The following is a 22,404-nucleotide window of genomic DNA, read 5'->3' as shown; positions in this document are numbered from 1 at the left end:
GATTCCTTGTTCATTAGGTATAAAGTTATTTTCTATATAATTTCTCATTATCCCTAAAGAATCTTTAATCTTTTGAAAATTCTCTGCTGGTATTTTGCTATCTACAAGTGTGAAGAAGTGTATTGTAATAGCTAAACCCACGGTATTAGCATTCCACATCTTATCCAAATATATCTCTATTCTCTCTTGTGCCTTTGCAATTTTCTCTTTATCTTCTGTTTTTAATACCCAAGCCAATTCTCTAGCACTAGATTCTAATTTATTTTCCTTAATGTCTTCTGCTATATCAATGATTTGCCTAAACCTTCCTATTTCCATCAAAGTTCCTAATAACCCTGAATCTCCCTCTTCTTCATAAATAGCAAGAGCAATATCTTCCATTTGTTTATAAATATAAGCTTTAGCACTTTGGTAGCTTTCTTCGCTTACATTGGTGAATTTTTGGGAATGCTCATCTATGACATCATTTTTAATCCTACCAACATTCACTAAATAACGCATATTTTCTAGAGAGATCTCTGCTAAAAATTTATTGGGGTATTTTTCTGAAGGAAGCAAGAATGCTACAAGTTCCCCCCCTGGAACTTCCAATATAGCTTGCATAAGCTTTGTCCTCTCTTCTAACAAAGTCTGCATAAGCTTTTTATTTTCTTCTCTATTTTTTTCTCGTTCTTCTATGAATTTTTGAGTAATTTTTGGAGTAGATAAGGAGATATTATTCGTAACTTGCATAATAACTCCTCCTATCTAGAGCTAGATAATGAATCACGAATAATCTCATCACGAAACACTTTATTTAACTTTTCAATGATAGGATTCCCTTGATAAATCCTTCTTTGAGTATTGTATCGTGTATCATAAGCCACAATTTCAGTCATAATTTGCCTTGCTTTATAGTCAATTCGCACAAACATCATTGCTCTTTCATATCTTGGATCAACAACAGTTAGCCTTTTAAAGTCTAAATAGTTTTGAACTTTTTGGTAAGTGCTTTCTCTATCATTTATAATAGCCATTCCACGATTTTTTTCATAAGGAGATAGAATAAACTCATAGTAGTCATACTTCATTATCAAATTACCATAATTATCTCTTAATTCATGCCTTATATATGGTGCACGATGTATCCCTCCCTTCACCTGTTTTTTCTCTTCAATGTTTAGTTTGGTAACACCTACACTATTACTTGTAACTCTCCCTTTACTAACTAGAGCTAAAATATCTTCTTGTGCTAATGCAAAACTTACAGATAAAGAACCTAAAGCTAGGATACTAAAAACCTTTTTTAACATATTTTCTCCTTTTTTTGAAAAATTGGTTTTCACTCTAACGTATTTTTATTTTAAAGTCAAGCTTTACTTTTGATTGTTTATTATTTAGAATTCTAGTTAATATTTTTTAAAAGGATTGGAATGAAAAAACTCTTTTTTACTTTATTGTTTTTAACAAACTCTCTTTTGGCTAGTGATGAGCTAAATATTGATAATCTCTTTAAAAAGCAAATTGGCTTAAGGAGTATTACAAGCTTTTCACTCCTTAGCACAGGGAATGCGAATACTTATTCTCTCTATCCCAATATTAGCATAGGGGGAGATACGACACTTTGGAGCGATACCAAACAACTAAGCCTTAATCAGACTTTTATTTATACGCTTATGCCTAAGTTTGATATTCTTGTATCAGGGAGTGGAAGTTATGCAAGAAAAGAATATAAAGCTTTTCTCTCTAATAACTATACAAATGAAAATGATTTTAGCTTTAACTCTCTATGGCTTGGCTTTATCTATACAGGCAAAAGTATTGCGGATTTTGTGCCACAAATCACCTTTCAAACCGCTATTCTCCAAAGAGAATCTTCAGCTGCTGAAGATAAAAGCTTCTATCTTAAATCCCAAAGTCTCCAAGCAACCCTAAGAGGATATAGTGATCCTGTGGTTTATAGCATTTATGGTGGATTTGGATATAACGCAAAAAGGAAGTTTAAGATAGGTAAGATAGATTATGGGCATAGTATGTATGTAGGAGGAGATTTATCCATTATTTTAAGCCCTAAAATCACTTTAGATTTAGGAGCCGAGCAGAGATTCCAAACCAAACAAAGGATTAATAGGAATCAAACTTCAAATATTCGCTCTATACCAACATTAAGCGTTGGTTCTACTTATAGCCTTAACCAAGATACCGCTATTTCTGTCAATGCTAACTTTGGGGGAAGCTCCGCTGCACCTGATGCAATATTTGGATTAACCTTATGGAAAAAGTTTTAATGAAGTTTCAAGGCTTAAACCTTAAAGGTTTTGTTATACATCTATACTCTATGTCTCCTTACAAGATAACAAGAAAGAAGTAACTATGAAAAGGCTCTTAAAGTTTCTCATAGTCTTTTCTTGGCTACCCTTTATCTTAAAAGCAGAGTTTGTCGTGCAATCCTATCAAGAGATTAAAAACCAAAGAGTGGTTAGGCAAACTTATGAACAATCTTGTGGAGCATCTTCTCTTGCTACTTTAATCAATCTTATTGATAATCAAAAGCTTAATGAATTAGAAGTATTAAAAATAATGAGTGAAAAAGAACTTTACACCGATATGGTAAGCTTTGCGGACTTAGAAGAGGTTATTAAAAAATTAGATTTCAAAAGTGATTCTTTTCGTATCGACCAACGAGTCTTAGATAAGCTTACTAACATTCCCTTGCTTGTTAAAATCGAAGATGACCCTAGATTCCCTCATTTTGTCGTGATTATCAATCATCAAGGCGATTTTATTCAAGTGCTTGACCCAAGCTATGGAGAATATATAAGCTCCAAAAGGGAGTTTTATAGTATATGGGATAGGGAGAATAAAGGTGGATTTACTTTAGTGGTTATGCCAAAGAGAGAGTTTGAAGAAGTAGATTTACATCTCCCTAAGAAGTTTGATTTTGAAAAGAGAGTGTTTGGGAGGCTTTAGGGCTAAGGAATGTTAAAGCTTTTTATTTGCTGGGAAATATGCTACAATCCCTGCGACCCTTTCATCTAGTGGCCAAGGATAATGCCCTTTCACGGCAGTAACGGAAGTTCGAATCTTCCAAGGGTCGCCAAGCTATATGCACTCTATAATTTCTTCATCTAAAAAATAAATTTCGGTATATCCTGCTTCTACCAAATCGCTCCCCAATAAAGAAACCGTGTGTCCAGAATAACAATTTAATAATACCTTTTTATGCTGTTGCAATATTGCTTCTAAGTCTTCTTTTGTCGTAATATTTTTAGCACCTTTTAAATGCCCCTTTTTAAAATCATCGGGCATTCTAATATCTACACATATCCATTCATCGTTTTCTAAAATATTCTCTAAATCCTCTTTAAAAATAGCCTTTGCCAAACTTTTATGCTTCCTGCCATAGTATTCCATAGTCTTAAACCTGTCCTTATATATTTAATTTTGATAATAGCTTAAAGCACTCTTTCCAAATTTCTTATGTTTATAAAGCATAAATTTTCCTATTTGCTCTGGAATCTCTAAGCTTGAAATATGCTCTAAGACAATATTTGTAAAGATTTGACAATCCAAATCTTCCACCAAACCAAAGCATCGCTCATAAATGCCTTGCCTATCCTCTCTAATATCAAAGGGAGGGTCTAAATACCCAATTGTCTCACCTTTGAGTGTTTTTAAAGAATCTTTATAGGTTTTAAAGGTATCGCCAAAAATCGTTTTATAGGCACAACCTTGACAAACCTTCTCTAAATTCTCCTCTAGCACTTTATAAGATGTTTTATGGTTTTCAAAGAAAAATGCACATTTAGCCCCTCTGCTTAGGGCTTCTATGCCAATGCTTCCACTCCCTGCAAAAAATTCTACGAAATTCACCCCTATAATCGCATTACCTAAAGTATTAAAAAAAGATTCTTTTAAAATCATCTTAGAAGAGCGAGTAACCTCCAAAGGAGCCATTTTAAGCTTCCTGCCCTTAAAAGCTCCACCTATAACCCTTAAGCTATTATGCTTTAGCGGGGATTTAGTCATTTTTGCCCTTAAAATGTTCCCTAGTAAGTTCTACAATTTCTTGAGCATATCGCTCTAAAACTTCTTGCATTTTTTGTTGTAATACCGCATCATTATCTTGAGTGGCTAACCTACGATCTCTAAAATTGCCTAACATCGTGGAGATAGGTTTGGAGTTATTCAAAGGGGGTTCTTGCGTTCCTTGATGTTTAATTTGAAAATAAAAAGATTCTAAGCTTTCTAAGAGTATTTCCTTAGTAAAAGGCTTATTAAGATTAGCCTCTGAAAAATCCCCAACCAAAAATACAGGCTTATCTGCCTCCATAGGCTCTGTCGCTACAATAAAATCACACATCTTATAGCTTGTCAAATAATCCCGCAAATATATCTCTAAGCTTTTAGTAAGCAATAAAGAATTACTAATTAATGCAATTTTCATAACAAACTCCAAAAACTTTTAAAAATTATACCTTGTTTCCATAGCCCCACCATTAAGAAATTAATTTAATGCTTTTACTTTAATGCCTAATAGGCTTTTATAATGAACCTTGGATTCTAGCTTCAAAACTCTACCATTTCTCTTTGTCGCTGTGTGAAAGTTGCGCATTTGCTGAAGCCAATTTCTTTTGCCAAGTCTTCCATAGCCTCCCTTTTAAACCCTATTTGCTCTATGCTATGTGCATCACTGCCAAAAGTAATAGGTATTTCTAGCTCTAAACACATCTCCAAAATCTCCCTACTAGGGTATTGTTCGCCAACCTCTTTACGAAACCCTGCTGCATTAATCTCAACCACCATATTAGACTTCTTAATAGCCTTTAGGGCTGATTGTAGAGGCTTTCTCAAATCCTTTGTCGGATAAAATTTAAAAATCTTTAATAAATCTATATGCCCGACAATATCAAACAATCCACTTTTTGCCATTTCTTCAATAGCCGCATAATAATCTTCCCAGATTTTATTAATATCTCTTTTAGAATACTCCCCGATAAATTCTGGATTATCAAACCCCCAAGAACCTAAAAAATGCACAGACCCAATACGATAGTCTAAGGGTAAATCCAACAATCTATCCTCTAAATACTGCGGAAGATAATCAATCTCCAAAGCACTTTTAATAAGAATCTTAGAATGGTATTTTTCTTTTAATTCTCTAATTCTATCAAGATACAAAGGCAGTTGTGTGAAACTCATACGATATTTTTCATCAAAGCCCATAGGATTATGACAAGAAAAACCAAAAACATCAATTTTCTCTTCAATAGCTCTTTGGATATATTCCTCCATACTTCCTGTTGCGTGATTGCAAAAAGATGTGTGATTATGCAAATCTACTTTCATCATTACTCCCATCATTGCTCCTAAACTTTAGTAACTCACCCCATTTTTTTTTCCATCTCTTTAGTAATATGCAGACTTAAAACATGCTTTTCAAAAACAGCCACATAAAACATTGCATCAAAAATCTTAATATCTAAAACAAAACCTTCTACTTTTACTTCCCTTTTCTTTGTATCCTCTTGTAAAGTTTGAGCCTTAAAAACTACTTCATTCCCAACCTCAAGAGGAGCTAGGAATTTCACTTCAGCACCAATGACTACGGCATTAGGATTATTAACCGCCAATAAGGCAGCATAAGCGGCACTTGAGTAAAGATTCCCAGAATGGATAAGTCCATTTTTATCCAATACCATTCTTCTACTTGTTTCAAGAAACACAACCGCATTGCCCTGCTTTAGCTCTTTTATGCTTCCATTGTTAGCATCTATTTCTTGACAAGCCCTTTGGATAACAGTGTCATAATCTAGCTTATTTAAAAAATCTTCATCTTCCTTAGGAAATTCGTCTTCCATTCCTTATCCCTTAAACTTTGCTTAATATTTGGCATTATAACACATTTTATTTGACTTTTCTTTTGTTAAGCAATGCTAATACCTCTAAAAACCCAACTTGTTTTTCACTATCGCCAAACTTAAAGCAGAAAAATTAATGCCCACTTTCATAAAGCATATATTGGAATCTATCAGCAATCATCCTTGCTTTATGCAAAATATCATTGGCAATATTGTCTTCAAAAACCTGTCTTAAGCTCTCTTCAAATAACTCCAACCAAGTATTAAAAAACTCTCTAGGAAAAGGTGGTAGCTCTAAATGTGCTTTCATAGGCTGTCCTGAATAATCTCCGCTACCTAATAACATTCCTTGCCAAAAATTCGAAATTTTGGCTTTATGTTCTCTCCATTCTTCCTCACCTGTGCCTATTTTATTATTAAAAATCTCCCCAAGTCCGCTCTTATCTTTACGAATCTTTCCATAAAAAATATCCATTAATTGGTTAATTCCCTCTACACAAATCTCTTGATATTTCATAATCTTCCCCTTAACTAAAATAAAATGCTATTTTTGCCAACACTACAATAAACACCCCAAACACTAATGCTAGGGGGTGGATAATCTTGCCTAATGGATTCCTCACTTTTAAAATATAATGGCAGGTTAAAGAAATAATCACTGCCAAAACAATTAAAGAAGCAAAAAATACCTTAAACCATAAAGCTTTTTGTAAGAAAGTATCAAAATACCCCTGACCACTTCCAACATACTGACCAATCATTGCTCCACCACTTAATACCAATAACAAAAGACAAAAAGGCATAATTTTACTACCGCGCTTAGAAATCCCTTGAAACATTTTATCGGCAAACTCCTCACCTAATACTTCTCTAAGAGGAGCTAGCAAAACCACATCGGTAAAAATAAAGCCCAAAAAAATAATAGCACTCATTAAATGCACAATCAAAAAATAAGGATAAAACACTTCCATAAACTTTACTCCTAATGATTTTACAAAAATCATAACACAGCCAATAAAAATAAAAATTGATTTATGTTAAGTTTTTTGATACTCTTCGCATTATCCAAAAAGGATTTAAAATGGAAGATTATATCAAGATGCTTTATAATATAGGCTACAAACGCTTTTACCATAAAGAAGAAACTCTTTTTTATGAAGGTGAGAATCCAAAAAACCTTTTTGTTTTATTAAAGGGGAAGATTTCTCTTTATAAAAGCACAGAAGACAACAAAGAAAAAACTATCCACCAAATCTCCAGTGTAAGCTTCATTGCAGAAATGCCTACTTTTCTAAACATTCCATACCCAGCAAGTGCAATGTGTATAGAAGAATGCGAGGTATTAGAGATTGGCATTAAAACCTTTAAAAGATTATGCCAAGAAGATTCGAATTTTTGCCTCTCTTTCATAGCTTCACTCTGCAATAAAATCAAAATCTTAGAAAACCATATTAGCCAAAACTCTAAAACCATAGAAGAAAAACTCAAAGACTTTCTTTTACAAAATCAAGCATCACTGCCCACCCTTACACAAAAGCAAATTGCCAAAAATCTTAATATAAGCCCCGAATCACTATCAAGGGTTCTAAAAAACCTTAAAGCAAAAAACCTTATAAAAACTCAAAATGGAAAGATTATTTTTATGGATACGAAATTTATCAACAATCTCTAATCCAAAGACTCTACAAAGACTAAGGATTATTGGAACAAAATAGTCAAAGCATCAAAAGCTTTAAGAAACTCTCTTTTAAAATGAATCATTACCGCAGGAATAATCACAACTAAAATACCAAAGGCAATGCTAATCTTGACAGGAAAACCAATGGCTAAGAGATTAAATTGTGGATGAGCTTTCATAATCATTCCAAAAATAATATCAGAGAGTAAAATAAGTGCGATAATAGGAAAAGACATTGTAAGCCCTATCAAAAAAAGATTCGAAAAAGATTGGATAATGTATTGGATATAGTTATGAGAATAAAGAAACCCCCCTAAAGGAATCTCTTTAATACTCTCACTTACAAAATATAAAAAAAGATGATGATAGTCAAGCCCTAACATAATAAGCAATGCAAGTAATGTTAGAAGTTGCCCAACAATTGGTTTTTGAGCGCCTGTTACAGGGTCATAAGCATTCGCAATGGTTAATCCCATAGCAAAAGAAATAACCTCTCCACCAAAGGAAATCATACCAAAGACAATCTGTAACGCCATAGAAGCCAAGAATCCCAGCATAATCTCTGACAATCCCGCTACAATAAATTCCACAATACTCATATTAGCAGGAGGAATAATCGTAACTAATGGGATAAATAAAATTGCCAACCAAAAGATAAAAACGCCCTTAATAGAGTTGGTAATGAGCTGATTTTCAAAAAAAGGAAAAAAGGCTATAATCCCGGCAAAACGCAAAAGCAACAATAAAAAGTTTGCGACATTTCCCTCTGTAAGATAAGCTAAAAATTCCATTAATTAAGAGGCTTTAAGTTGGCATTTTCTAGCTGATAAGAGCGGGTAGCCTTTTGCGCTAAAAGCGGATCGTGCGTTACATAAATTAAAAGAGCAGAAGTCTGCTTAACATATTCAAAAAGCAATCCCATAACCTTAAAAGCGTTTTCTCTATCTAAATTCCCTGTGGGTTCATCTGCAAAAATAATATTAGGTTTTTTTGTTAAGATTCTAGCGATAGATAAACGTTGTTGCTGTCCCCCGCTTAAAGTGCTAACATTTTTAGGTAAATTCTCAAAAATTCCAAAAAACCTCAACAAAGAATCATCAATAGCTTCCCCTGAAAGCAAAGAGGCAACCTCTAAATTTTCTCTTGCGTTAAATCCCAAAAACAAATAATGCGATTGGAAGATAATGCCTATTTCCTTGCGTCTAAGATTTAAAATCTCTGCATAAGGGATAGCATAAATGTCTTTATTGAGTATCCTAACACTTCCTCTTTGGGGTTTTAAAAACGAAGATAAAATGTGTAAAAGTGTGCTTTTCCCACTTCCACTAACACCCATAATAGAAATACTCTCCCCCCCTTGTGCGCTAAAAGAGAGATTATCTATAACGGGCTTTTCATAACTAAAAGAAATGCCTTTAACCTCTAATAAAGACATATTCTAAGGATTATCCAAGCTGTGCGGCAACTTCATCAGCAAAGCTACTTACCTGCTTTTCAATCCCTTCACCAAGCTCAAAACGAATATATTCAACCACTTCAAGAGTATCCTTGAGTTCTTCACTCTTTTGCGCCAAAACTTGCGCGATAGTTTTCTTGTCATCCATTACAAAAAACTGCCCCAAAAGTGTTAATCGCTGATCTAAAAGCGTAGAATCTGCTTTAAATCTCTCTAGCTGACCCGGTAAAATCTTATCCCAAATTTTCTCTGGCTTACCTTGAGCCTTAAGCTCCTCTTTAAAGATAGCCTCTTGCTTAGCTAAGATTTCGTCATTTAATTCTAGTTGGCTAATGTATTGGGGGATTTTATGCAAAGGCTTACCTAATCTTTTGAGTTCTTCATTTTCTTTCTCTAATTCTGCAATGATGGCAGTTTTTTCCTTTTGGATAAAATCTAAATCAAAGGAATGGTAACTGATAACTTGTGGCTTCATTGCTGCTGCGTGCATACAGAGATTCTTAGTAAAATCTGCCAATTTTGCAGTATTTTCTTCTTTTTGGCATTTAAGTGCGATAATCACGCCAACTCGTCCATTAGAATGCACATAGGCATTAACCACTCCACTACCCTCCACTTGAACCTTTCCAAGTCTTCTAACAACGATATTTTCACCAATCTTTGCAATTTGTGTTTTTAAATATTCTTCAAACTTAACACCATCAAGATTTAAGGTATTTAATTCTTCTGTATTTTGGATAGTAGAACTTTGCACCAACGCAATAGTTTTTGAACTTAACTCTTTAAAACCCTCATTTTTGGCGACAAAATCAGTTTCAGAATTAATCTCTACCATACTAGCTTTTTTAAAATCTGGTGAAACTTCAATACTAATCGCACCTTCTGCAGCGACCCTATCAGCTTTTTTAGCAGCCTTGCTTAATCCCTTTTCCCTTAAGTATTCTACCGCTTTTTGGATATCACCCTGTGTTTCCACTAAAGCCTTTTTGCAATCCATCATTCCTGCATCTGTCATTTCCCGAAGCTGTTTTACAAGTTGCGCATTAATCTCTGCCATCTTCTATCCTTACAAAATTATTCTTGGTTTTCTGCTTGCATAAAATCTTCTTCACGCATAGCTTCTTCTAAAACCTCTTGCTTCTCTTGCTCACTTGCAGGAGCGACCTCTTCATTTTCAATAGGGGCTTCACCTCCAGCAATAGCGCGTCCCTCTGTAATGGCTTCTGTCATTTCTTTACAAAAAAGTTGAATAGAGCGAATCGCATCATCATTTCCTGGAATTGGATAATCTACCACATCAGGATCGCAATTGGTATCTAATGGAGCAACAATAGGAATCCCAAGCTTTCTAGCTTCAGCTACCGCTATTTTCTCCTTTGCGGCATCAATAACAAAAATCATATCAGGGACTTTTTTAAGATGTCTTACACCACCTAGATATTGCGTTAATTTCTCTTTTTTTCTTTGAATCATTAATTTTTCTTTTTTGGTTAAAAGATCAATTTGACCACTTGATTCCATTTCTTCGATGATTTCTAATTTACGAATCGATTTTTTAATGGTTGAAAAGTTTGTCAGCATTCCTCCAAGCCAACGATAATTCACATAAGGAGCATTGACGCTCTGCGCATATTGTTTTAAGGTTTCATTAGCTTGTTTTTTAGTTCCAACAAACATAATGACTTTCCCTTCTGCTGCTGCATCCCTAACGATGTTATAGGTATAACGAAAATAACGCAAAGTTTTTTGTAAGTCAATAATATGAATATTTTTTCGCACACCAAAAATGTATTTTTTCATTTTTGGATTCCAACGTCTTGTCTGATGTCCAAAATGAACACCGCATTCTAAAAGGTCTTTCATTGTTACCATATTTTCTCCTCTAATGGTTTGGTTTTTCCTCCACGTTCTTAAACAGGCATAAACCTGCAACCTAACTTAGGATTAACGTGTGTGATTTTTAAGATAAAAGGTTAGCATTCTATTAAAATTTTCTTTAATTTTAGCTTTTATTAAAGTTGCACCACCCCAATAACACTTTCACTTTTAAAACCCAAACCCCATATTCCAAACCCGAAATTGGCATCTTGTATTTCTTGCAATAAAACAACTATAATTAAGTTTTCGCCAATAGCTTTCTTGTATCAACTTAGCACTCATAGATCATCTTTATTCTCAAGATTCCTCTACTTAAGATTCTAATACATTCTTATTACTTGCTTTAGAGAATCTTTAAGCAATGATATTCTCCATTAATCTTTGCTCTTTCATTGCTTGTATAATCTCCTTATATCCCCTAAGTGCTTTTTCATCACATAATACCCAATTATTTAAACCCTCTAAACTCATCATATGAGCAATTTGTGGATTATCTTTAAGATGATTTTGGGATTGCATCATTGTTATAAAACTTTTTTTAAGCGTAGAATCAAAACCTTTTAGGGTTGTAAAGTTGCAATGGCAATAATCAGGACTTGTATAAAAATTTGTCATTTGTGGATAGTTCCCCTCCTGAAGCACCCTCATCCAAGTTGTCGAACCAATTGCCCCTGCATCAAGCTCTCCACTGATAATCTTATCCAATACCTCAAACTCACTCTTTCCTGTATCGCCGTGCTTTCCTACATCACTATTAAAGCGGAATATCCCAATACTATCATTCTCTACCTTTGCTGTATCCAATAGAGGTAGAGGGAATTCTTGTAGCTTAAACCCATTTTGTTGGAGATAAAATAAAGGCATAATAGCAGCTTGAGCAGAATCCAAACTCCCTAAACCAAACTTTTTCCCTTTCAAATCTTTTAAACTTTGCACTTTATCTTTACTCACAAAGACACTCTTAAAGCCAATATCAGTATCCCGCATTAAAATCGCCTCTACTCCTGCTTCTGCACTGGCTCGGATATAGGCAACATTAGTATTCCAAGCAATATCTATTTTGCCCTCTACAAGCCACTGCACTTGCCGTTCATAATTGCTAAATAGCACATAATCTAGCCTTATATCTTTCAAATAATCATTCGCATACTCGCGTATAATATCCCAAATCGGTACTATCTGCGGTGCATAAGCTACTGCTCCAACTAAAATATACTTCATTTTTTACTCCTTTGGTAAAAGTGCATCAGAGAGCCATATTTGCAAAATATCAAGGCTTGGAGCCATAACTTGAGAGGCAAGGGCATCACGCAAATATCGCTCTAAAGGAAGTTGCTTAGAATACGCTTTCCCTCCACCAAGTCGCATAGCAAGCTGTGTAATATCCATCACCAAATGTGTGGCATTAATACGACTAGCAAAGATTTTACATACAGCATCGGATTCTGCATTATCAAAGCTTCTTGCCGCTTCCCTGACAAAAGCAATTTGGCTTTGAACTTTAGTATAAAGCTCTGCAATATGAATCCTCACTAAATCTTTATCGGCTAAAGAGCTACCGTCTGTATATTTCCTGCTTTTACAATGATGAATGGCACATTCATAAGCTACTTTACCGATACCGCTATACACTGCCCCCAAGCCCATAACAAAATACATTGCCACCAATCCTGCTTGTGATTCTCCCTCTCCATCATTCCCCAATAAATATTCTGAAGTATGGAGCTTAACATCATTATATTGCACCGGTTTTGAAACATTCCCACGCATACCTAAGCCATTCCATACCCCCTCTTCATAAACAAGACCTTCGGCATTATTAGGCGTAATCCAATTATTTTTTCCTCCACTTACTTTACAAGAATTTGTAAAAGTTAGATAATAATCCGCCTCTTGGGCAGAAGTAACAAAACTTTTTCTACCCTTCAAGATTCTATATTCCCCTTCTTCCCTCTCACTAATATCAGGTAGCCCAAAGTGAGTCCCAGAACCACTTTCGCTATAAGCTAGAGCAAAACTTAATTCACCTTTAGCGATTTTTGAAAGAAAAGTATCCTTTTGACTTTGTGTGCCAAACTTTGCAATACAAGCCGTTGCAACATTATGCATCATATAACAAAGAGCCGTAGAAGCGTCAAATTGTGCGAGGGCATAACACACCTCTATATGATTAGAGCAATTCCCTCCACTCCCTCCGTAAGCTTTAGGGACAAGTAATCCCATAAAACCTTGTTTTTTGAGTTCATTATACGCTTCTTTAGGGAATCTTGCCTCTTTATCAATACAATCCGTAAAAGGAGCGACAAACTCTCTCCCAAACTCTAATGCCTTTTGTCCTAAATTTTCTACATTTAACATATTTATCCTTACATAAAATTAGGGGTATGAGCCCTACTTAAATCGTATGCCAACTCTTCATCAATGCCACATTCTACAAGTCGCTTTGTGCGATTCTTCTCCATCTTTTTCTTAAGCTCTAATACCTCCTCATATCCACGCGAAATGAATTCCTCTCCCCCTCCTCTTAAAAGAGCCAAAGATTCAAGCAAAAGTGAGGATTCTCCACTTTGAGCATTTAAATAATTCTTTCTTTCAAAAACAACTTCTTTTAAAGTAGCGATTTTTGCAGGGTTTTCTGCAATAGTATGTTTGACATTATTCATACCATAAGCAACATGGCGACTTTCATCTCTCCTAGCCAAGTAAAACAACTCTGCACTTGCACTATCCCCCAAGCCCTCAAAACTCTCTTCTAAAAATTTTAATAAATCAATAAATGTCCCCTCACCCATAATATGAAGCAGGAAGCTTGATTTAAAATAATTGGTTTCTTTAAAAAGACTAAAGAGGCTTTGTTGCGTGGCAATCGTGGAATATTGCACACCTAATCCCGTAACATTTGCCCTTTTAATAAATGCTTCAATATGTCTTGCCTCATCGCCAATAATGCTAGAGAGCAGCAAAGGAGCAGTTGTAAAAAAGGGAGAGATTTGTCCTAAAAATCGTGCAGGAATATATAATGCAGAAAACTCATTTTCGGTTAAATAAGTCATAATCTGTGCTATGGCAAACTCCATAGCAGGGCTAAAAGAGGGAATATCTTTCCATTTTATATCATTAGAAGCATTCCATTGAGACTTTTTAGAATCCTCATAAATTTGCGTAAAATTCCCATTATAAAGCTCATTGTCATTCATATAGGTAAAAGGATAGTGCGGACTTGCGGATTCTACTAATACCCCATTAGGGGCTAAACCATGTCCAAAAGGAGCAATATGAGAATTTGCATCAAACTTTTGGAATCTTTTAGGAGATTGCTTTTGTAAAAGGTAAAGAAAATTATCCTTATTAGAGTTTTTGGCAATAGCAACTTTATGGATAAATGCCTCACCCTTAAAAGCACACCACATCTTTAAATCATTCTCTAAATTTCCAAAACAGCTAATAACCTCTATGAAACTGCCTTTTTCAGCCAATAAAAAAGCATTTTCAAGTCGTAAAAAAAAGAGTGTGCCAAGGGACAAATTACCCATAAAAATACAAGATTTTTGGGAGGAATTGTTTGGATACATAAAAACAAGACTTTCTTTAAAATTTTGCTACAACAAGATTAAGGGGAATTGTTGTCTTTCACACGGAAAGCTTCACTTTTGTGCGGGGAGGATACTCCTATTTTACTTAAATAAGAATTAAAACCATACATTATCCAGCAGCCTAACCCCCTCTATCTTTGCAACAACCAAGATTAAAGTAGAATCTTTTTGAATGGTTAAAATGGGTTCTAAATTTCTATCAACAATAGCGAAATATTCCACTTCTAGCCCTTCTAATACCTTTAAAGCCTCTGCTTTTATTTTTAAACTTTCTCTCTCTCCTTGCATAATAACTTGCATAGCAACTTTTAAAGATTGCGAAATTTTTAGTGCTTCTTTCTTGCCCTCTATACTTAAATATTCATTCCTTGAGCTAAGTGCTAACCCCTCCTCACTCCTAACTATCTCACAGGGGATAATCTCAAGGGGAAAAAATAAATCCTCGACCATTTTTTGAACTATTAAAAGCTGTTGAGCGTCCTTTTTTCCAAAAAATGCTTTATGTGGTTGTATTAAATGGAATAATTTATTAAGGACTTGCAAAACCCCATTAAAATGCCCACTTCTTGCCTCCCCCTCTAAGACATTTGCCATAGATGAGGGAGCATTAAAGGTAGTCTGTAAAGAAGGTTTTAGCGGATACATCTCCGCTACTTCTGGCATAAAAACAATATCAACCTCTGCTCTTTGGCAAATCTCCAAATCCGCCTCTGTTTTGCGTGGATATTTGCCAAAATCCTCATTAGCTCCAAATTGTGTAGGATTGACAAAAATAGAAACGATGGTTAAATCACAAGTTTTCTTAGAAGATTCAATTAAAGATAAATGACCCTTATGCAAAGCACCCATAGTAGGGACTAAACCTATTATTTCTTTAGGGTTTTGTCTTTTATAGGTTTGGATAAAGATTTGCAACTCTTTGAGACCTTTAAAAACCTTCACATTTACCCCCTATAATCATTAAATATATAAACGCAATTATGCGTTTATCGAACTTAAAAAAATAATAAACTTTTTAAAATATGCTAGAATTAAAACTTTATTTAAATTTTTGGGAGACACTTATCTAAAAATATGGAAGAAAATACATTCTTAAAAACACCAATGCAAGTTTCTGAAAACAATCTTTTAGAATTAATGGAAAATATCATCCTTAAAACCACAAAAGAAGATAGTAAAGTTTTACTTTATTGCCTTAATAATCCTAATTTTGCCTTTGCCCTAGCAACAAATGAACGCATAAGCTTTATCCTTGATAATAATCCCCTCACTAAAATCCATACCCAATGCCAATTTTCTTATCCTAGTTCTGCAGGATTGAAGAATCGCTTAAAAGAAATCAAGATTAGTTGCTTTGAAATGCCTCCTGATATGTCTAAATATTTCGCCCCTAGAATCTACAATGAACTCCTTTCTTTTAAGGAATTCTTAAAGAATTCTCCCGATGATTCCATTAATCTATGGATTAAGTGTCTTATCAATAGCTTTTTAGCACCAACTAATACAAAAATCCCTGAAGATATGGAGTTAAAAGAATTCATTGTTAATAAATACAAACAAATTTATCAAAATGTTAGCTCTACAAAACTCTTAATCTTAAACCCTTACATACCAAATTTTCTTAGTAGCCCCACAGAATTAGAATCTATCTTCTCGCATAAAGCACACTTAATTTACTACGCACCCTCTATTTTTGAAAAGGATAGATTCTACAAACAAAACTTCCTAAGAATGTGGTTTTTTGATATTACAGAACAAGATCTTTTAAAGATGTCCAAAATAAACTTTGAACAACAACTAAACCAAAATTTTATCCTCATTAATAAAATACTAGAAACAGGAGGCATACTTTACATAGAAATACAAGACATACAAAAAATGGAAAAATTTTTCAAGATAGCCACATTTTATGGTTATAAAAATATTCAATACTATCAAAGCAGTAATCCTAAGAATATTTTATTATTGAAAAAATTCTTTTAAGAAAGAATTAAATATTTTACAATATAATTCTAGCTTCCTAAAATTCGTTAAATGGCTCGATAGCTCAGTCGGTAGAGCAGGAGACTGAAAATCTCCGTGTCGGTGGTTCGATTCCGCCTCGAGCCACCACTACAAACATAATATCGAAAAATCCCGTCCTCCAAGTATTCATTATCCAGAATTTAAGAAATGCTTTCTTTAAGGCATATTTAATAATACATAAGCTACTTTTCCAAATCTTAATGCTAAGGAAAAATAATGGAAATTCTTTATGCACCGGCTCTTCGAGAACAACAAGATATTATACACGCAAATTGTCAATGTGGCTATGATAGTCAAATCTTAGAAACACTTTGCAATATCTGCAACACTCAAAATAATTTAGAAGAAACACTCCCTCATAAAATTCTCTACTTGCCTCATCCAAAAACACCCAAAAATTATCATAATATTATCTTCAAGGCATTAAATTGCCCCCCCCCCCCGACACCTATCAAAACCATAAAATCCCTAAAACAAGCCAAGAATAGCACACTTTTAGTTACAGATGCCTCCAACATTGCCTTAGCCTTTAGCCTCTTTTACCAAAAGCCAAGCATTATTCATCTCCCAGCCTTTACCAATATAGAACTAGGAGAAGATAGGTTGTATTCTTTATTTTCTTTTACAACATCCTTTCAAGATCTCCAAAGAACAATAATAGAGATTCTTAAAAACCCAACCCCTAAAGAGGAAAAAATCACCGACTTTTTACAAAGGGATTTATTATGAATGTTAAAGAACAACTTGAAGCTTTTATTAACATTGCCGCAGCGGATATTAAATCCCACCTTAGCACCACACAGAAAAATATCCTTTTTATTTCTTTTTACCCCTCTTATCGCTCTCAATATGGAGACCTCATCAAAGAATTATCCAAACACTATAATGTAATCACCATTGTAGATAGAATCTTAGGGGATGATTTTGAAAAAAGTGCACATCATAATGTGCTCTTCCCTTGGAGAATTATAGAAAATGGAGAAGTTTTCTACCTCAACACACATATAGATGGAATAGATATTATCATTACAGCCGATCAAACAGCCTATGATGATGGAAGAATAGATAGAACATTCCTAAGTCAAAATGCAAAAAGAATCTATCTCCCCCATAGACTAACTTATGCTTGTGGAGAAAGCTCAAAAAGCTTTGATTATATTATTGTCCCCTCTAAGAGTGCTATGCAAAGCTTTAAAAAAGCCCTCAAAGATTCAAGCATTAAACTCCTACCTTGTGGCTATCCCCAACTAGATAAGGCTATCAATCAGTATCGATACCAATCCTCTAATACAATAACTTATAGCCCCACATTAAGGGATATTAACCCTACTCGCAATGCTGATCAAAACCTTTATGCGGGATTTGATAGCAATATCATAGAATGGATACTCCAAAATACTTCTTATAATATCACTTACCGTGCTCATCCCTTTAATTTCGCTGGTAATCATCGCTTTTATCAACTCCTCAAAGCTAAATGGATGCAAAATCCACGCATAATCTTTGATGAATCCCAAAACTATGATTTTTTTAATACTTCAGATTTTTTACTTACAGATTGGTCAAGCACTTCTTTTCTTTTCTCTTACACAACATTGCGACCTTGTATATTCTATATGCCTCATCCCTTAGATAGCACACAATACACCATTAAAGACAAAACTGCAAAAAACTTCAAACAGCTTCAAGCAATCTTTGAAAGTATTAATTTCAAGCAAGAAAAGAAATTTTATCAACACTTAAGGGAAACCAATATTTATTATCCCAGAAAATCTAGTGAAGCTATTTTGGAATCCCTTGAAGATATCTTAAAAGGGAGGCTATGAAAGCGATTATTCTAGCAGCAGGAGAAGGAAAAAGACTCCGCCCTCTAACCCTTAATAAACCAAAACCCCTTTTAGAGATTCGCGGGAAAAGCATCTTAGAAAATACGATTGACTATCTTCAAAAATCAGGGATAAAGGATATTATAGTCCTAACAGGATACAAACATCAACTTTTTGATGAGCTCCAAAAAAAATTAAATTTCCAACAAATTGTCTTTAAAGATTATCAAGGAGTTAATAGTGCAGAAAGCTTAAAGTTTATTGCCAAAGAAATTACCAAAGGAACTTTTATTTTTAATGGTGATTTATATATACAACAGCCCTTTATGCACTATGTCAAAAAAGGAGTTTCACAAATTTTGGCACAAAAGATTCTCAATGAAACTCCATCGTGGGGTTATATTGTCGATGAAAATCAAAAACTCCTAGATATTGATACTAACGCTTTAGAGGGCTATGGAGATGGTATAGCCTTTTTTGATAATGCCAAAGAAATAGAATTTCTAAAAAAGGCTCTTTTTGAATGCGATAAAGAGGATTATTGGGAGAAGTGTATTTTACACTCTCTTACAAAAATTGATTATTCTGTAACTTTTTGTGAATCTTTTTATATAGAAATTGATTCTCTAAAAGATGCTCTAAGGGCTAATCTTATCACTCCTAAAGAAATAGCACTTCAATGCTCTGATGATGGAAAGGCAGAAAAACTCTTTAGTATAACCAATACCAATTACAAAATTAATTTTCTTAAAACATACAAGGTTCTAAGAATCCCTTCCCAAGGAAGAGAAAAAATCATCAATACTTGCGAAGAAGAAAAAATCCTCGCACTTCTGCCTAAAAATATTGCTCCAAAGAGTGAATTTTTTGCCGATGAGTTTAAAATGACAACTTTTTTAGAAGATTATAAACCTCTGGATTTTAAAGATTTAAAAGATAGTAATATACTCCTTTTGTTGATACAAACCATTAAAAAACTTCACACCTATAAGCACAAGGACTACCCAAATTTTCAAAAAATTTCTATGGTTAATGAAATTTATAAATACGAAAAAATTGCCAATATTAAACTTACTACCCCCATAGAGCATAAGCTCCTCTTGGAAATAGCCAAGGATTTAGATAGTCAAGAATTTATTTTATGCCATAGGGATTTGCAGCTCCCCAATATTCTATATAATGGAAAAGATATTAAACTTATAGATTTTGAATATTCTGGCTTTGGCTCTATTTTATGGGAGTTAGGGAATCTTAGTGCAGAACTAGAACTCTCCAAAGAACAAATCTATAAAATTGCTTCAATGTATGGAAATATCTCTTATGAGGATATTTTAAAGGGGCAATTAATGGCTAATTATATCTGGTCGCTTTGGAGCTGGTTTTATCAAAAGATTGATTTAGGTAGGAATTATCTCTTGAGATTCCATAAGAATCTACAAGAATTTGCTAATTTATGAAACATTGTTTATTGGGACATTTTTTAGCATTCTTGAGCGTCTCTTTATGGTCAGCCTTGTATGTATCTGTAAAAATCCTCTTAGAATCTTTTGGTGCTTTAGAACTCTTATTTTTGCAATTTATCCTAGGATATATTTTTCTACTACTTTTAAAACCTAAATTTCTAAAAACTACCCTTAAACAAGAATTAATCTTAGCCCTTGCAGGGCTTTGCGGGATTAGCATTTATAACCTTTTTTTAAATTTAGCAATGCTCTATTCTTCTGCCTTTAATGTAAGTATTATTATTGCTTTAGCGCCTATTTTTGTTGCATTTTTAGCCAATATACTAAAGCTCGAAAAATCTCCTCGATATTTTTTATTAGGCTTTTTCTTAAGCCTATCAGGAATTATACTTTTGAACTTTAAAGATTTTGAATTAGGCTTTAATCTAGGGGATATTTTTGCCCTCCTATCAGCTATAGGTTGGGCTTGTTATTGCATTGTAGCTACAAATATTTTTAATGCCCAGCAAGACTTTTTAATCCTCACAAGAAAAATAATATTTTATGGAATAATATTTATCACACCTGCCTTAGTTTTTTGGGAAACTTCTTTTAATCTTACAGCCCTTTTAGAGCCTAAAATACTCTCAAATTTACTTTTTCTAGCATTTTTTGCTTCAGCTTTTTGTTTTATTCTTTGGAACAAAGCCATTACACTTATTGGAAGCATTCTAACAAATATTTATGTTTATCTAACACCCATTATTACTATGCTTGCTTCTCTTGTTTTTTTAGAAGAATCTATAACAACTCTGGGAATCATAGGAATGATTCTAGTCTTAAGTGGAGTTTTTATTGCAGAACAACAAAGGTAAATTTAGCAGCATTGCAAACATAAAAGCAAATTACCCCACACAAGATTCTAAAATTTAAGTCACAAAAGGATAGAATAACAAAAAAAGTAAGGGTTGTATGATGAAACTTAGACTTCCACACGCACCTTATATTGCGAATAAAATAGCGATAGATTTAGCAAATTGTGATTTTATAAGTGTTTTATATGGATTAGATGGGGTTTGCAAAATTGCTCAAAACCTCTTAGAGAAAAACATTCAAGAAGAATTAAGAATTGAAGAGAAAGCACGAGATATTGTTGAAGAAAATCTCGAAGAAATAGAATTTATGCAAGCTGATGAACACCAATTATTTTGGAAGGTTAAAAAGCATTTAGCCGATGAGGCTGGGTTTGAACTAAGCTGGGAGGATAGATACAACAACCTCTCACATAAGATTCTTAATGCTCTTTTAGAAGAAGATTTGATTGATTTTTCCGTATCAGAGACAAGAGTGAAAAATATCATCTTCAAAGCTATTGATAGCTACGCAAAAGCTTATGATGAAATTGAAGACATCATTACAGAGCGAATCAGCAACTATAAAAGAAAGATTGTTTTTGGGAGCGAGGAGTATGATCTCATCTTTGATAAACTTTATCAAGAAGAGCTAAGAAAAAGAGGATTCTTATAATGTCTAACTTCAAAAAAGCGTGGATTTATTTAGAAAATGGAATGTTTTTTGAAGCTAGAAGCTTTGGGGCTAATAACACTGCTGTTGGGGAGATTGTTTTTAATACTTCCCTCACAGGCTATCAAGAAATAATAACAGACCCTAGTTATGCGGGGCAGTTTATATGTTTTAGTATGCCAGAGATTGGAATTGTAGGGACAAACCCTCAAGATGTAGAAAGCTCTAATATCTTTGCAAAAGGAATACTTATTCGCCACTATAACGAAAAATATTCTAATTTTCGCGCCAATAAAAGCTTAGGAGAATTCTTAAATTTCCATAATGCTATGGGAATTTTTGGGATTGACACACGTCTTTTAACAAAAACTTTACGCAAAGAAGGGGCTATGATGATGATAGCTTCTACAGAATATTCTACCAAAGAGGATCTTCAAGAGATTTTAAAACAATCTCCAAGAATCGAAGAAATTGACTATATTAAAGTCGTTAGCACTCAAGAACCTTATCACCACAAAGAAGGAAGGTTTAGCTTTAAGACTATGAATTACACACTCCCTCAAACCGATAAAAAGATTCTAGCTATTGACTTTGGGATTAAAAAAAGCATATTAAGAGAATTAGTTGCTGCAGGTTTTAGTGTTGAAGTAATACCGCATAACTTTAAGGCAGAGGAAATTATTAAGCGCTATCAATCTAAAGAATTTGATGGAATCTTTCTATCTAATGGTCCAGGAGACCCAAAGGTTTTAAAAAACCAAATTATAGAAATTCAAAAACTCATTGCAAATAATATCCCCATTTTTGCCATCTGCTTAGGGCATCAACTTCTAGCTTTAGCACAAGGCTATGAAACCTATAAACTAAAATTTGGGCATCACGGGGGGAATCACCCTATCCAAAACCTCCAAACCAAAAAAATAGAAATAACCGCACAAAACCATATTTATTCCGTCCCAGAAGATATTGCAAAAATAGCCACTATCACTCATCGCAATCTCTTTGATGGGACAATTGAAGGATTGCTTTATAAAAATGCTCCCATTTGCTCTTTCCAACATCACCCAGAAGCAGGTCCAGGTCCCTTAGAATCTTCTGCTCTCTTTAATGAGTTCTCCAAACTTCTTCAAAAAACCTAGTAA

Annotated in this window: 27 protein-coding genes and 2 tRNA genes; 12 read left to right on the top strand and 17 right to left on the bottom strand. The window is 34.0% G+C overall.

What is annotated here, in order from left to right; all coding sequences use genetic code 11:
* Both C6H18_RS02880 and C6H18_RS02875 read right to left on the bottom strand, forming a co-directional pair.
* Positions 1-732: hypothetical protein (locus C6H18_RS02880; RefSeq protein ID WP_158654854.1), on the bottom strand; the 732-nt coding region annotated here is incomplete at its 3' end.
* Positions 733-743: 11 nt separating this feature from the next.
* The gene (locus tag C6H18_RS02875; RefSeq protein WP_104721604.1) at positions 744-1,292 is read right to left on the bottom strand and encodes a hypothetical protein; all 549 of its coding nucleotides are present in this window, start codon (positions 1,290-1,292) and stop codon (positions 744-746) included.
* A gap of 120 nt (positions 1,293-1,412) precedes the next feature.
* Between C6H18_RS02875 and C6H18_RS02870 the strand changes: the two genes are divergently transcribed.
* From C6H18_RS02870 to C6H18_RS02860, 3 genes are all read left to right on the top strand, one after another.
* Positions 1,413-2,267: a hypothetical protein gene (locus C6H18_RS02870; RefSeq protein ID WP_104721603.1), complete on the top strand. Its 855-nt coding sequence runs from the start codon at positions 1,413-1,415 to the stop codon at positions 2,265-2,267.
* Positions 2,268-2,352: 85 nt separating this feature from the next.
* Positions 2,353-2,949, top strand: coding sequence for a cysteine peptidase family C39 domain-containing protein (locus C6H18_RS02865; RefSeq protein WP_104721602.1), 597 nt, complete (start codon positions 2,353-2,355; stop codon positions 2,947-2,949).
* A 54-nt stretch (positions 2,950-3,003) separates the two neighbouring features.
* Positions 3,004-3,079: transfer RNA gene (locus C6H18_RS02860), tRNA-Glu, on the top strand.
* A gap of 2 nt (positions 3,080-3,081) precedes the next feature.
* On the opposite strand, the gene C6H18_RS02855 is transcribed toward C6H18_RS02860, so the two are convergent.
* The 7 genes from C6H18_RS02855 to C6H18_RS02825 form a co-directional block, all read right to left on the bottom strand.
* On the bottom strand, positions 3,082-3,393 hold the full coding sequence (locus C6H18_RS02855) for a rhodanese-like domain-containing protein (RefSeq protein ID WP_104721601.1): 312 nt from the start codon (positions 3,391-3,393) through the stop codon (positions 3,082-3,084).
* A 24-nt stretch (positions 3,394-3,417) separates the two neighbouring features.
* Complete coding sequence (rsmD, locus tag C6H18_RS02850) at positions 3,418-4,008, bottom strand: 16S rRNA (guanine(966)-N(2))-methyltransferase RsmD (RefSeq protein ID WP_104721600.1); 591 nt, start codon at positions 4,006-4,008, stop codon at positions 3,418-3,420.
* Positions 4,001-4,426 carry a hypothetical protein gene (locus C6H18_RS02845; protein ID WP_104721599.1) on the bottom strand — a complete coding sequence of 142 codons (426 nt, stop codon included), beginning with the start codon at positions 4,424-4,426 and terminating at the stop codon, positions 4,001-4,003. Before C6H18_RS02845 ends, rsmD begins: the two co-directional genes overlap by 8 nt.
* A 122-nt stretch (positions 4,427-4,548) precedes the next feature.
* Positions 4,549-5,328 carry a histidinol-phosphatase HisJ gene (locus C6H18_RS02840; RefSeq protein ID WP_104721711.1) on the bottom strand — a complete coding sequence of 260 codons (780 nt, stop codon included), beginning with the start codon at positions 5,326-5,328 and terminating at the stop codon, positions 4,549-4,551.
* Between the two features lie 35 nt (positions 5,329-5,363).
* On the bottom strand, positions 5,364-5,840 hold the full coding sequence (locus C6H18_RS02835) for a hypothetical protein (RefSeq protein WP_104721598.1): 477 nt from the start codon (positions 5,838-5,840) through the stop codon (positions 5,364-5,366).
* A gap of 133 nt (positions 5,841-5,973) precedes the next feature.
* Positions 5,974-6,357, bottom strand: a complete 384-nt coding sequence (locus tag C6H18_RS02830) for a group III truncated hemoglobin (RefSeq protein WP_104721597.1) — start codon at positions 6,355-6,357, stop codon at positions 5,974-5,976.
* Positions 6,358-6,367: 10 nt separating this feature from the next.
* A complete protein-coding gene (locus tag C6H18_RS02825) occupies positions 6,368-6,811 on the bottom strand; it encodes a copper resistance protein CopD (RefSeq protein WP_104721596.1) in 444 nt (147 codons plus the stop codon).
* A 110-nt stretch (positions 6,812-6,921) separates the two neighbouring features.
* On the opposite strand from C6H18_RS02825, the gene C6H18_RS02820 reads away from it, so the two are divergent.
* A complete protein-coding gene (locus C6H18_RS02820; protein ID WP_104721595.1) occupies positions 6,922-7,512 on the top strand; it encodes a Crp/Fnr family transcriptional regulator in 591 nt (196 codons plus the stop codon).
* Positions 7,513-7,538: 26 nt separating this feature from the next.
* Here the strand turns inward: C6H18_RS02820 and fliR are convergent, their stop codons facing one another.
* From fliR to panC, 8 genes are all read right to left on the bottom strand, one after another.
* Entirely contained in the window at positions 7,539-8,309 is a 771-nt protein-coding gene (gene fliR / locus C6H18_RS02815; protein WP_104721594.1) for a flagellar biosynthetic protein FliR, read from the bottom strand.
* Positions 8,309-8,953, bottom strand: coding sequence for an ABC transporter ATP-binding protein (locus C6H18_RS02810; RefSeq protein WP_104721593.1), 645 nt, complete (start codon positions 8,951-8,953; stop codon positions 8,309-8,311). The genes fliR and C6H18_RS02810 overlap by 1 nt, the downstream gene beginning before the upstream one ends.
* Positions 8,954-8,963: 10 nt before the next feature.
* Positions 8,964-10,031, bottom strand: a complete 1,068-nt coding sequence (gene tsf / locus C6H18_RS02805; RefSeq protein WP_104721592.1) for a translation elongation factor Ts — start codon at positions 10,029-10,031, stop codon at positions 8,964-8,966.
* A 17-nt stretch (positions 10,032-10,048) separates the two neighbouring features.
* On the bottom strand, positions 10,049-10,846 hold the full coding sequence (gene rpsB / locus C6H18_RS02800) for a 30S ribosomal protein S2 (protein WP_104721591.1): 798 nt from the start codon (positions 10,844-10,846) through the stop codon (positions 10,049-10,051).
* Between the two features lie 360 nt (positions 10,847-11,206).
* Complete coding sequence (locus C6H18_RS02795; protein WP_104721590.1) at positions 11,207-12,073, bottom strand: phosphate/phosphite/phosphonate ABC transporter substrate-binding protein; 867 nt, start codon at positions 12,071-12,073, stop codon at positions 11,207-11,209.
* Between the two features lie 3 nt (positions 12,074-12,076).
* Positions 12,077-13,210: an acyl-CoA dehydrogenase family protein gene (locus C6H18_RS02790; RefSeq protein WP_104721589.1), complete on the bottom strand. Its 1,134-nt coding sequence runs from the start codon at positions 13,208-13,210 to the stop codon at positions 12,077-12,079.
* A gap of 8 nt (positions 13,211-13,218) precedes the next feature.
* Positions 13,219-14,424: a ferritin-like domain-containing protein gene (locus C6H18_RS02785; protein WP_104721588.1), complete on the bottom strand. Its 1,206-nt coding sequence runs from the start codon at positions 14,422-14,424 to the stop codon at positions 13,219-13,221.
* 117 nt (positions 14,425-14,541) lie between these two features.
* The gene (panC, locus tag C6H18_RS02780; protein WP_104721587.1) at positions 14,542-15,387 is read right to left on the bottom strand and encodes a pantoate--beta-alanine ligase; all 846 of its coding nucleotides are present in this window, start codon (positions 15,385-15,387) and stop codon (positions 14,542-14,544) included.
* Positions 15,388-15,519: 132 nt separating this feature from the next.
* Between panC and C6H18_RS02775 the strand changes: the two genes are divergently transcribed.
* The 8 genes from C6H18_RS02775 to carA all read left to right on the top strand — a co-directional run bounded on the left by C6H18_RS02775 (position 15,520) and on the right by carA (position 22,401).
* Positions 15,520-16,428, top strand: a complete 909-nt coding sequence (locus C6H18_RS02775; RefSeq protein WP_104721586.1) for a hypothetical protein — start codon at positions 15,520-15,522, stop codon at positions 16,426-16,428.
* A 53-nt stretch (positions 16,429-16,481) separates the two neighbouring features.
* Positions 16,482-16,557, top strand: a tRNA-Phe gene (locus tag C6H18_RS02770).
* A gap of 129 nt (positions 16,558-16,686) precedes the next feature.
* Positions 16,687-17,199, top strand: a complete 513-nt coding sequence (locus C6H18_RS02765) for a hypothetical protein (protein WP_104721585.1) — start codon at positions 16,687-16,689, stop codon at positions 17,197-17,199.
* Positions 17,196-18,296: a CDP-glycerol glycerophosphotransferase family protein gene (locus C6H18_RS02760; RefSeq protein ID WP_104721584.1), complete on the top strand. Its 1,101-nt coding sequence runs from the start codon at positions 17,196-17,198 to the stop codon at positions 18,294-18,296. Before C6H18_RS02765 ends, C6H18_RS02760 begins: the two co-directional genes overlap by 4 nt.
* Entirely contained in the window at positions 18,293-19,753 is a 1,461-nt protein-coding gene (locus C6H18_RS02755) for a sugar phosphate nucleotidyltransferase (protein WP_104721583.1), read from the top strand. The genes C6H18_RS02760 and C6H18_RS02755 overlap by 4 nt, the downstream gene beginning before the upstream one ends.
* Positions 19,750-20,613, top strand: a complete 864-nt coding sequence (locus C6H18_RS02750; protein ID WP_104721582.1) for a DMT family transporter — start codon at positions 19,750-19,752, stop codon at positions 20,611-20,613. The genes C6H18_RS02755 and C6H18_RS02750 overlap by 4 nt, the downstream gene beginning before the upstream one ends.
* A gap of 100 nt (positions 20,614-20,713) precedes the next feature.
* Positions 20,714-21,265, top strand: a complete 552-nt coding sequence (locus C6H18_RS02745; RefSeq protein WP_104721581.1) for a DUF507 family protein — start codon at positions 20,714-20,716, stop codon at positions 21,263-21,265.
* Positions 21,265-22,401, top strand: a complete 1,137-nt coding sequence (carA, locus tag C6H18_RS02740; RefSeq protein WP_104721580.1) for a glutamine-hydrolyzing carbamoyl-phosphate synthase small subunit — start codon at positions 21,265-21,267, stop codon at positions 22,399-22,401. Before C6H18_RS02745 ends, carA begins: the two co-directional genes overlap by 1 nt.
* Positions 22,402-22,404 lie beyond the last annotated feature (3 nt).

It is taken from the genome of Helicobacter mesocricetorum (assembly GCF_900198605.1).
GTDB classification, from domain to species: domain Bacteria; phylum Campylobacterota; class Campylobacteria; order Campylobacterales; family Helicobacteraceae; genus Helicobacter_D; species Helicobacter_D mesocricetorum.
The sequence above is the reverse complement of the archived record's forward strand: the minus strand, read 5'-3'. Positions and strand labels throughout refer to the sequence as shown.

Bases quoted from the DNA above. Each gene is read 5' to 3' on its own strand.
- C6H18_RS02750 (WP_104721582.1), top strand. From the start codon at position 19,750: ATGAAACATTGTTTATTGGGACATTTTTTAGCATTCTTGAGCGTCTCT.
- C6H18_RS02795 (WP_104721590.1), bottom strand. From the start codon at position 12,073: ATGAAGTATATTTTAGTTGGAGCAGTAGCTTATGCACCGCAGATAGTA.
- C6H18_RS02760 (WP_104721584.1), top strand. From the start codon at position 17,196: ATGAATGTTAAAGAACAACTTGAAGCTTTTATTAACATTGCCGCAGCG.
- carA (WP_104721580.1), top strand. From the start codon at position 21,265: ATGTCTAACTTCAAAAAAGCGTGGATTTATTTAGAAAATGGAATGTTT.
- tsf (WP_104721592.1), bottom strand. From the start codon at position 10,031: ATGGCAGAGATTAATGCGCAACTTGTAAAACAGCTTCGGGAAATGACA.
- C6H18_RS02830 (WP_104721597.1), bottom strand. From the start codon at position 6,357: ATGAAATATCAAGAGATTTGTGTAGAGGGAATTAACCAATTAATGGAT.
- C6H18_RS02765 (WP_104721585.1), top strand. From the start codon at position 16,687: ATGGAAATTCTTTATGCACCGGCTCTTCGAGAACAACAAGATATTATA.
- C6H18_RS02810 (WP_104721593.1), bottom strand. From the start codon at position 8,953: ATGTCTTTATTAGAGGTTAAAGGCATTTCTTTTAGTTATGAAAAGCCC.
- C6H18_RS02870 (WP_104721603.1), top strand. From the start codon at position 1,413: ATGAAAAAACTCTTTTTTACTTTATTGTTTTTAACAAACTCTCTTTTG.
- C6H18_RS02775 (WP_104721586.1), top strand. From the start codon at position 15,520: ATGGAAGAAAATACATTCTTAAAAACACCAATGCAAGTTTCTGAAAAC.
- C6H18_RS02865 (WP_104721602.1), top strand. From the start codon at position 2,353: ATGAAAAGGCTCTTAAAGTTTCTCATAGTCTTTTCTTGGCTACCCTTT.
- C6H18_RS02820 (WP_104721595.1), top strand. From the start codon at position 6,922: ATGGAAGATTATATCAAGATGCTTTATAATATAGGCTACAAACGCTTT.
- C6H18_RS02785 (WP_104721588.1), bottom strand. From the start codon at position 14,424: ATGTATCCAAACAATTCCTCCCAAAAATCTTGTATTTTTATGGGTAAT.
- rpsB (WP_104721591.1), bottom strand. From the start codon at position 10,846: ATGGTAACAATGAAAGACCTTTTAGAATGCGGTGTTCATTTTGGACAT.
- rsmD (WP_104721600.1), bottom strand. From the start codon at position 4,008: ATGACTAAATCCCCGCTAAAGCATAATAGCTTAAGGGTTATAGGTGGA.
- C6H18_RS02845 (WP_104721599.1), bottom strand. From the start codon at position 4,426: ATGAAAATTGCATTAATTAGTAATTCTTTATTGCTTACTAAAAGCTTA.
- C6H18_RS02755 (WP_104721583.1), top strand. From the start codon at position 18,293: ATGAAAGCGATTATTCTAGCAGCAGGAGAAGGAAAAAGACTCCGCCCT.
- C6H18_RS02745 (WP_104721581.1), top strand. From the start codon at position 20,714: ATGAAACTTAGACTTCCACACGCACCTTATATTGCGAATAAAATAGCG.
- C6H18_RS02835 (WP_104721598.1), bottom strand. From the start codon at position 5,840: ATGGAAGACGAATTTCCTAAGGAAGATGAAGATTTTTTAAATAAGCTA.
- C6H18_RS02825 (WP_104721596.1), bottom strand. From the start codon at position 6,811: ATGGAAGTGTTTTATCCTTATTTTTTGATTGTGCATTTAATGAGTGCT.
- C6H18_RS02875 (WP_104721604.1), bottom strand. From the start codon at position 1,292: ATGTTAAAAAAGGTTTTTAGTATCCTAGCTTTAGGTTCTTTATCTGTA.
- C6H18_RS02840 (WP_104721711.1), bottom strand. From the start codon at position 5,328: ATGAAAGTAGATTTGCATAATCACACATCTTTTTGCAATCACGCAACA.
- C6H18_RS02790 (WP_104721589.1), bottom strand. From the start codon at position 13,210: ATGTTAAATGTAGAAAATTTAGGACAAAAGGCATTAGAGTTTGGGAGA.
- fliR (WP_104721594.1), bottom strand. From the start codon at position 8,309: ATGGAATTTTTAGCTTATCTTACAGAGGGAAATGTCGCAAACTTTTTA.
- C6H18_RS02855 (WP_104721601.1), bottom strand. From the start codon at position 3,393: ATGGAATACTATGGCAGGAAGCATAAAAGTTTGGCAAAGGCTATTTTT.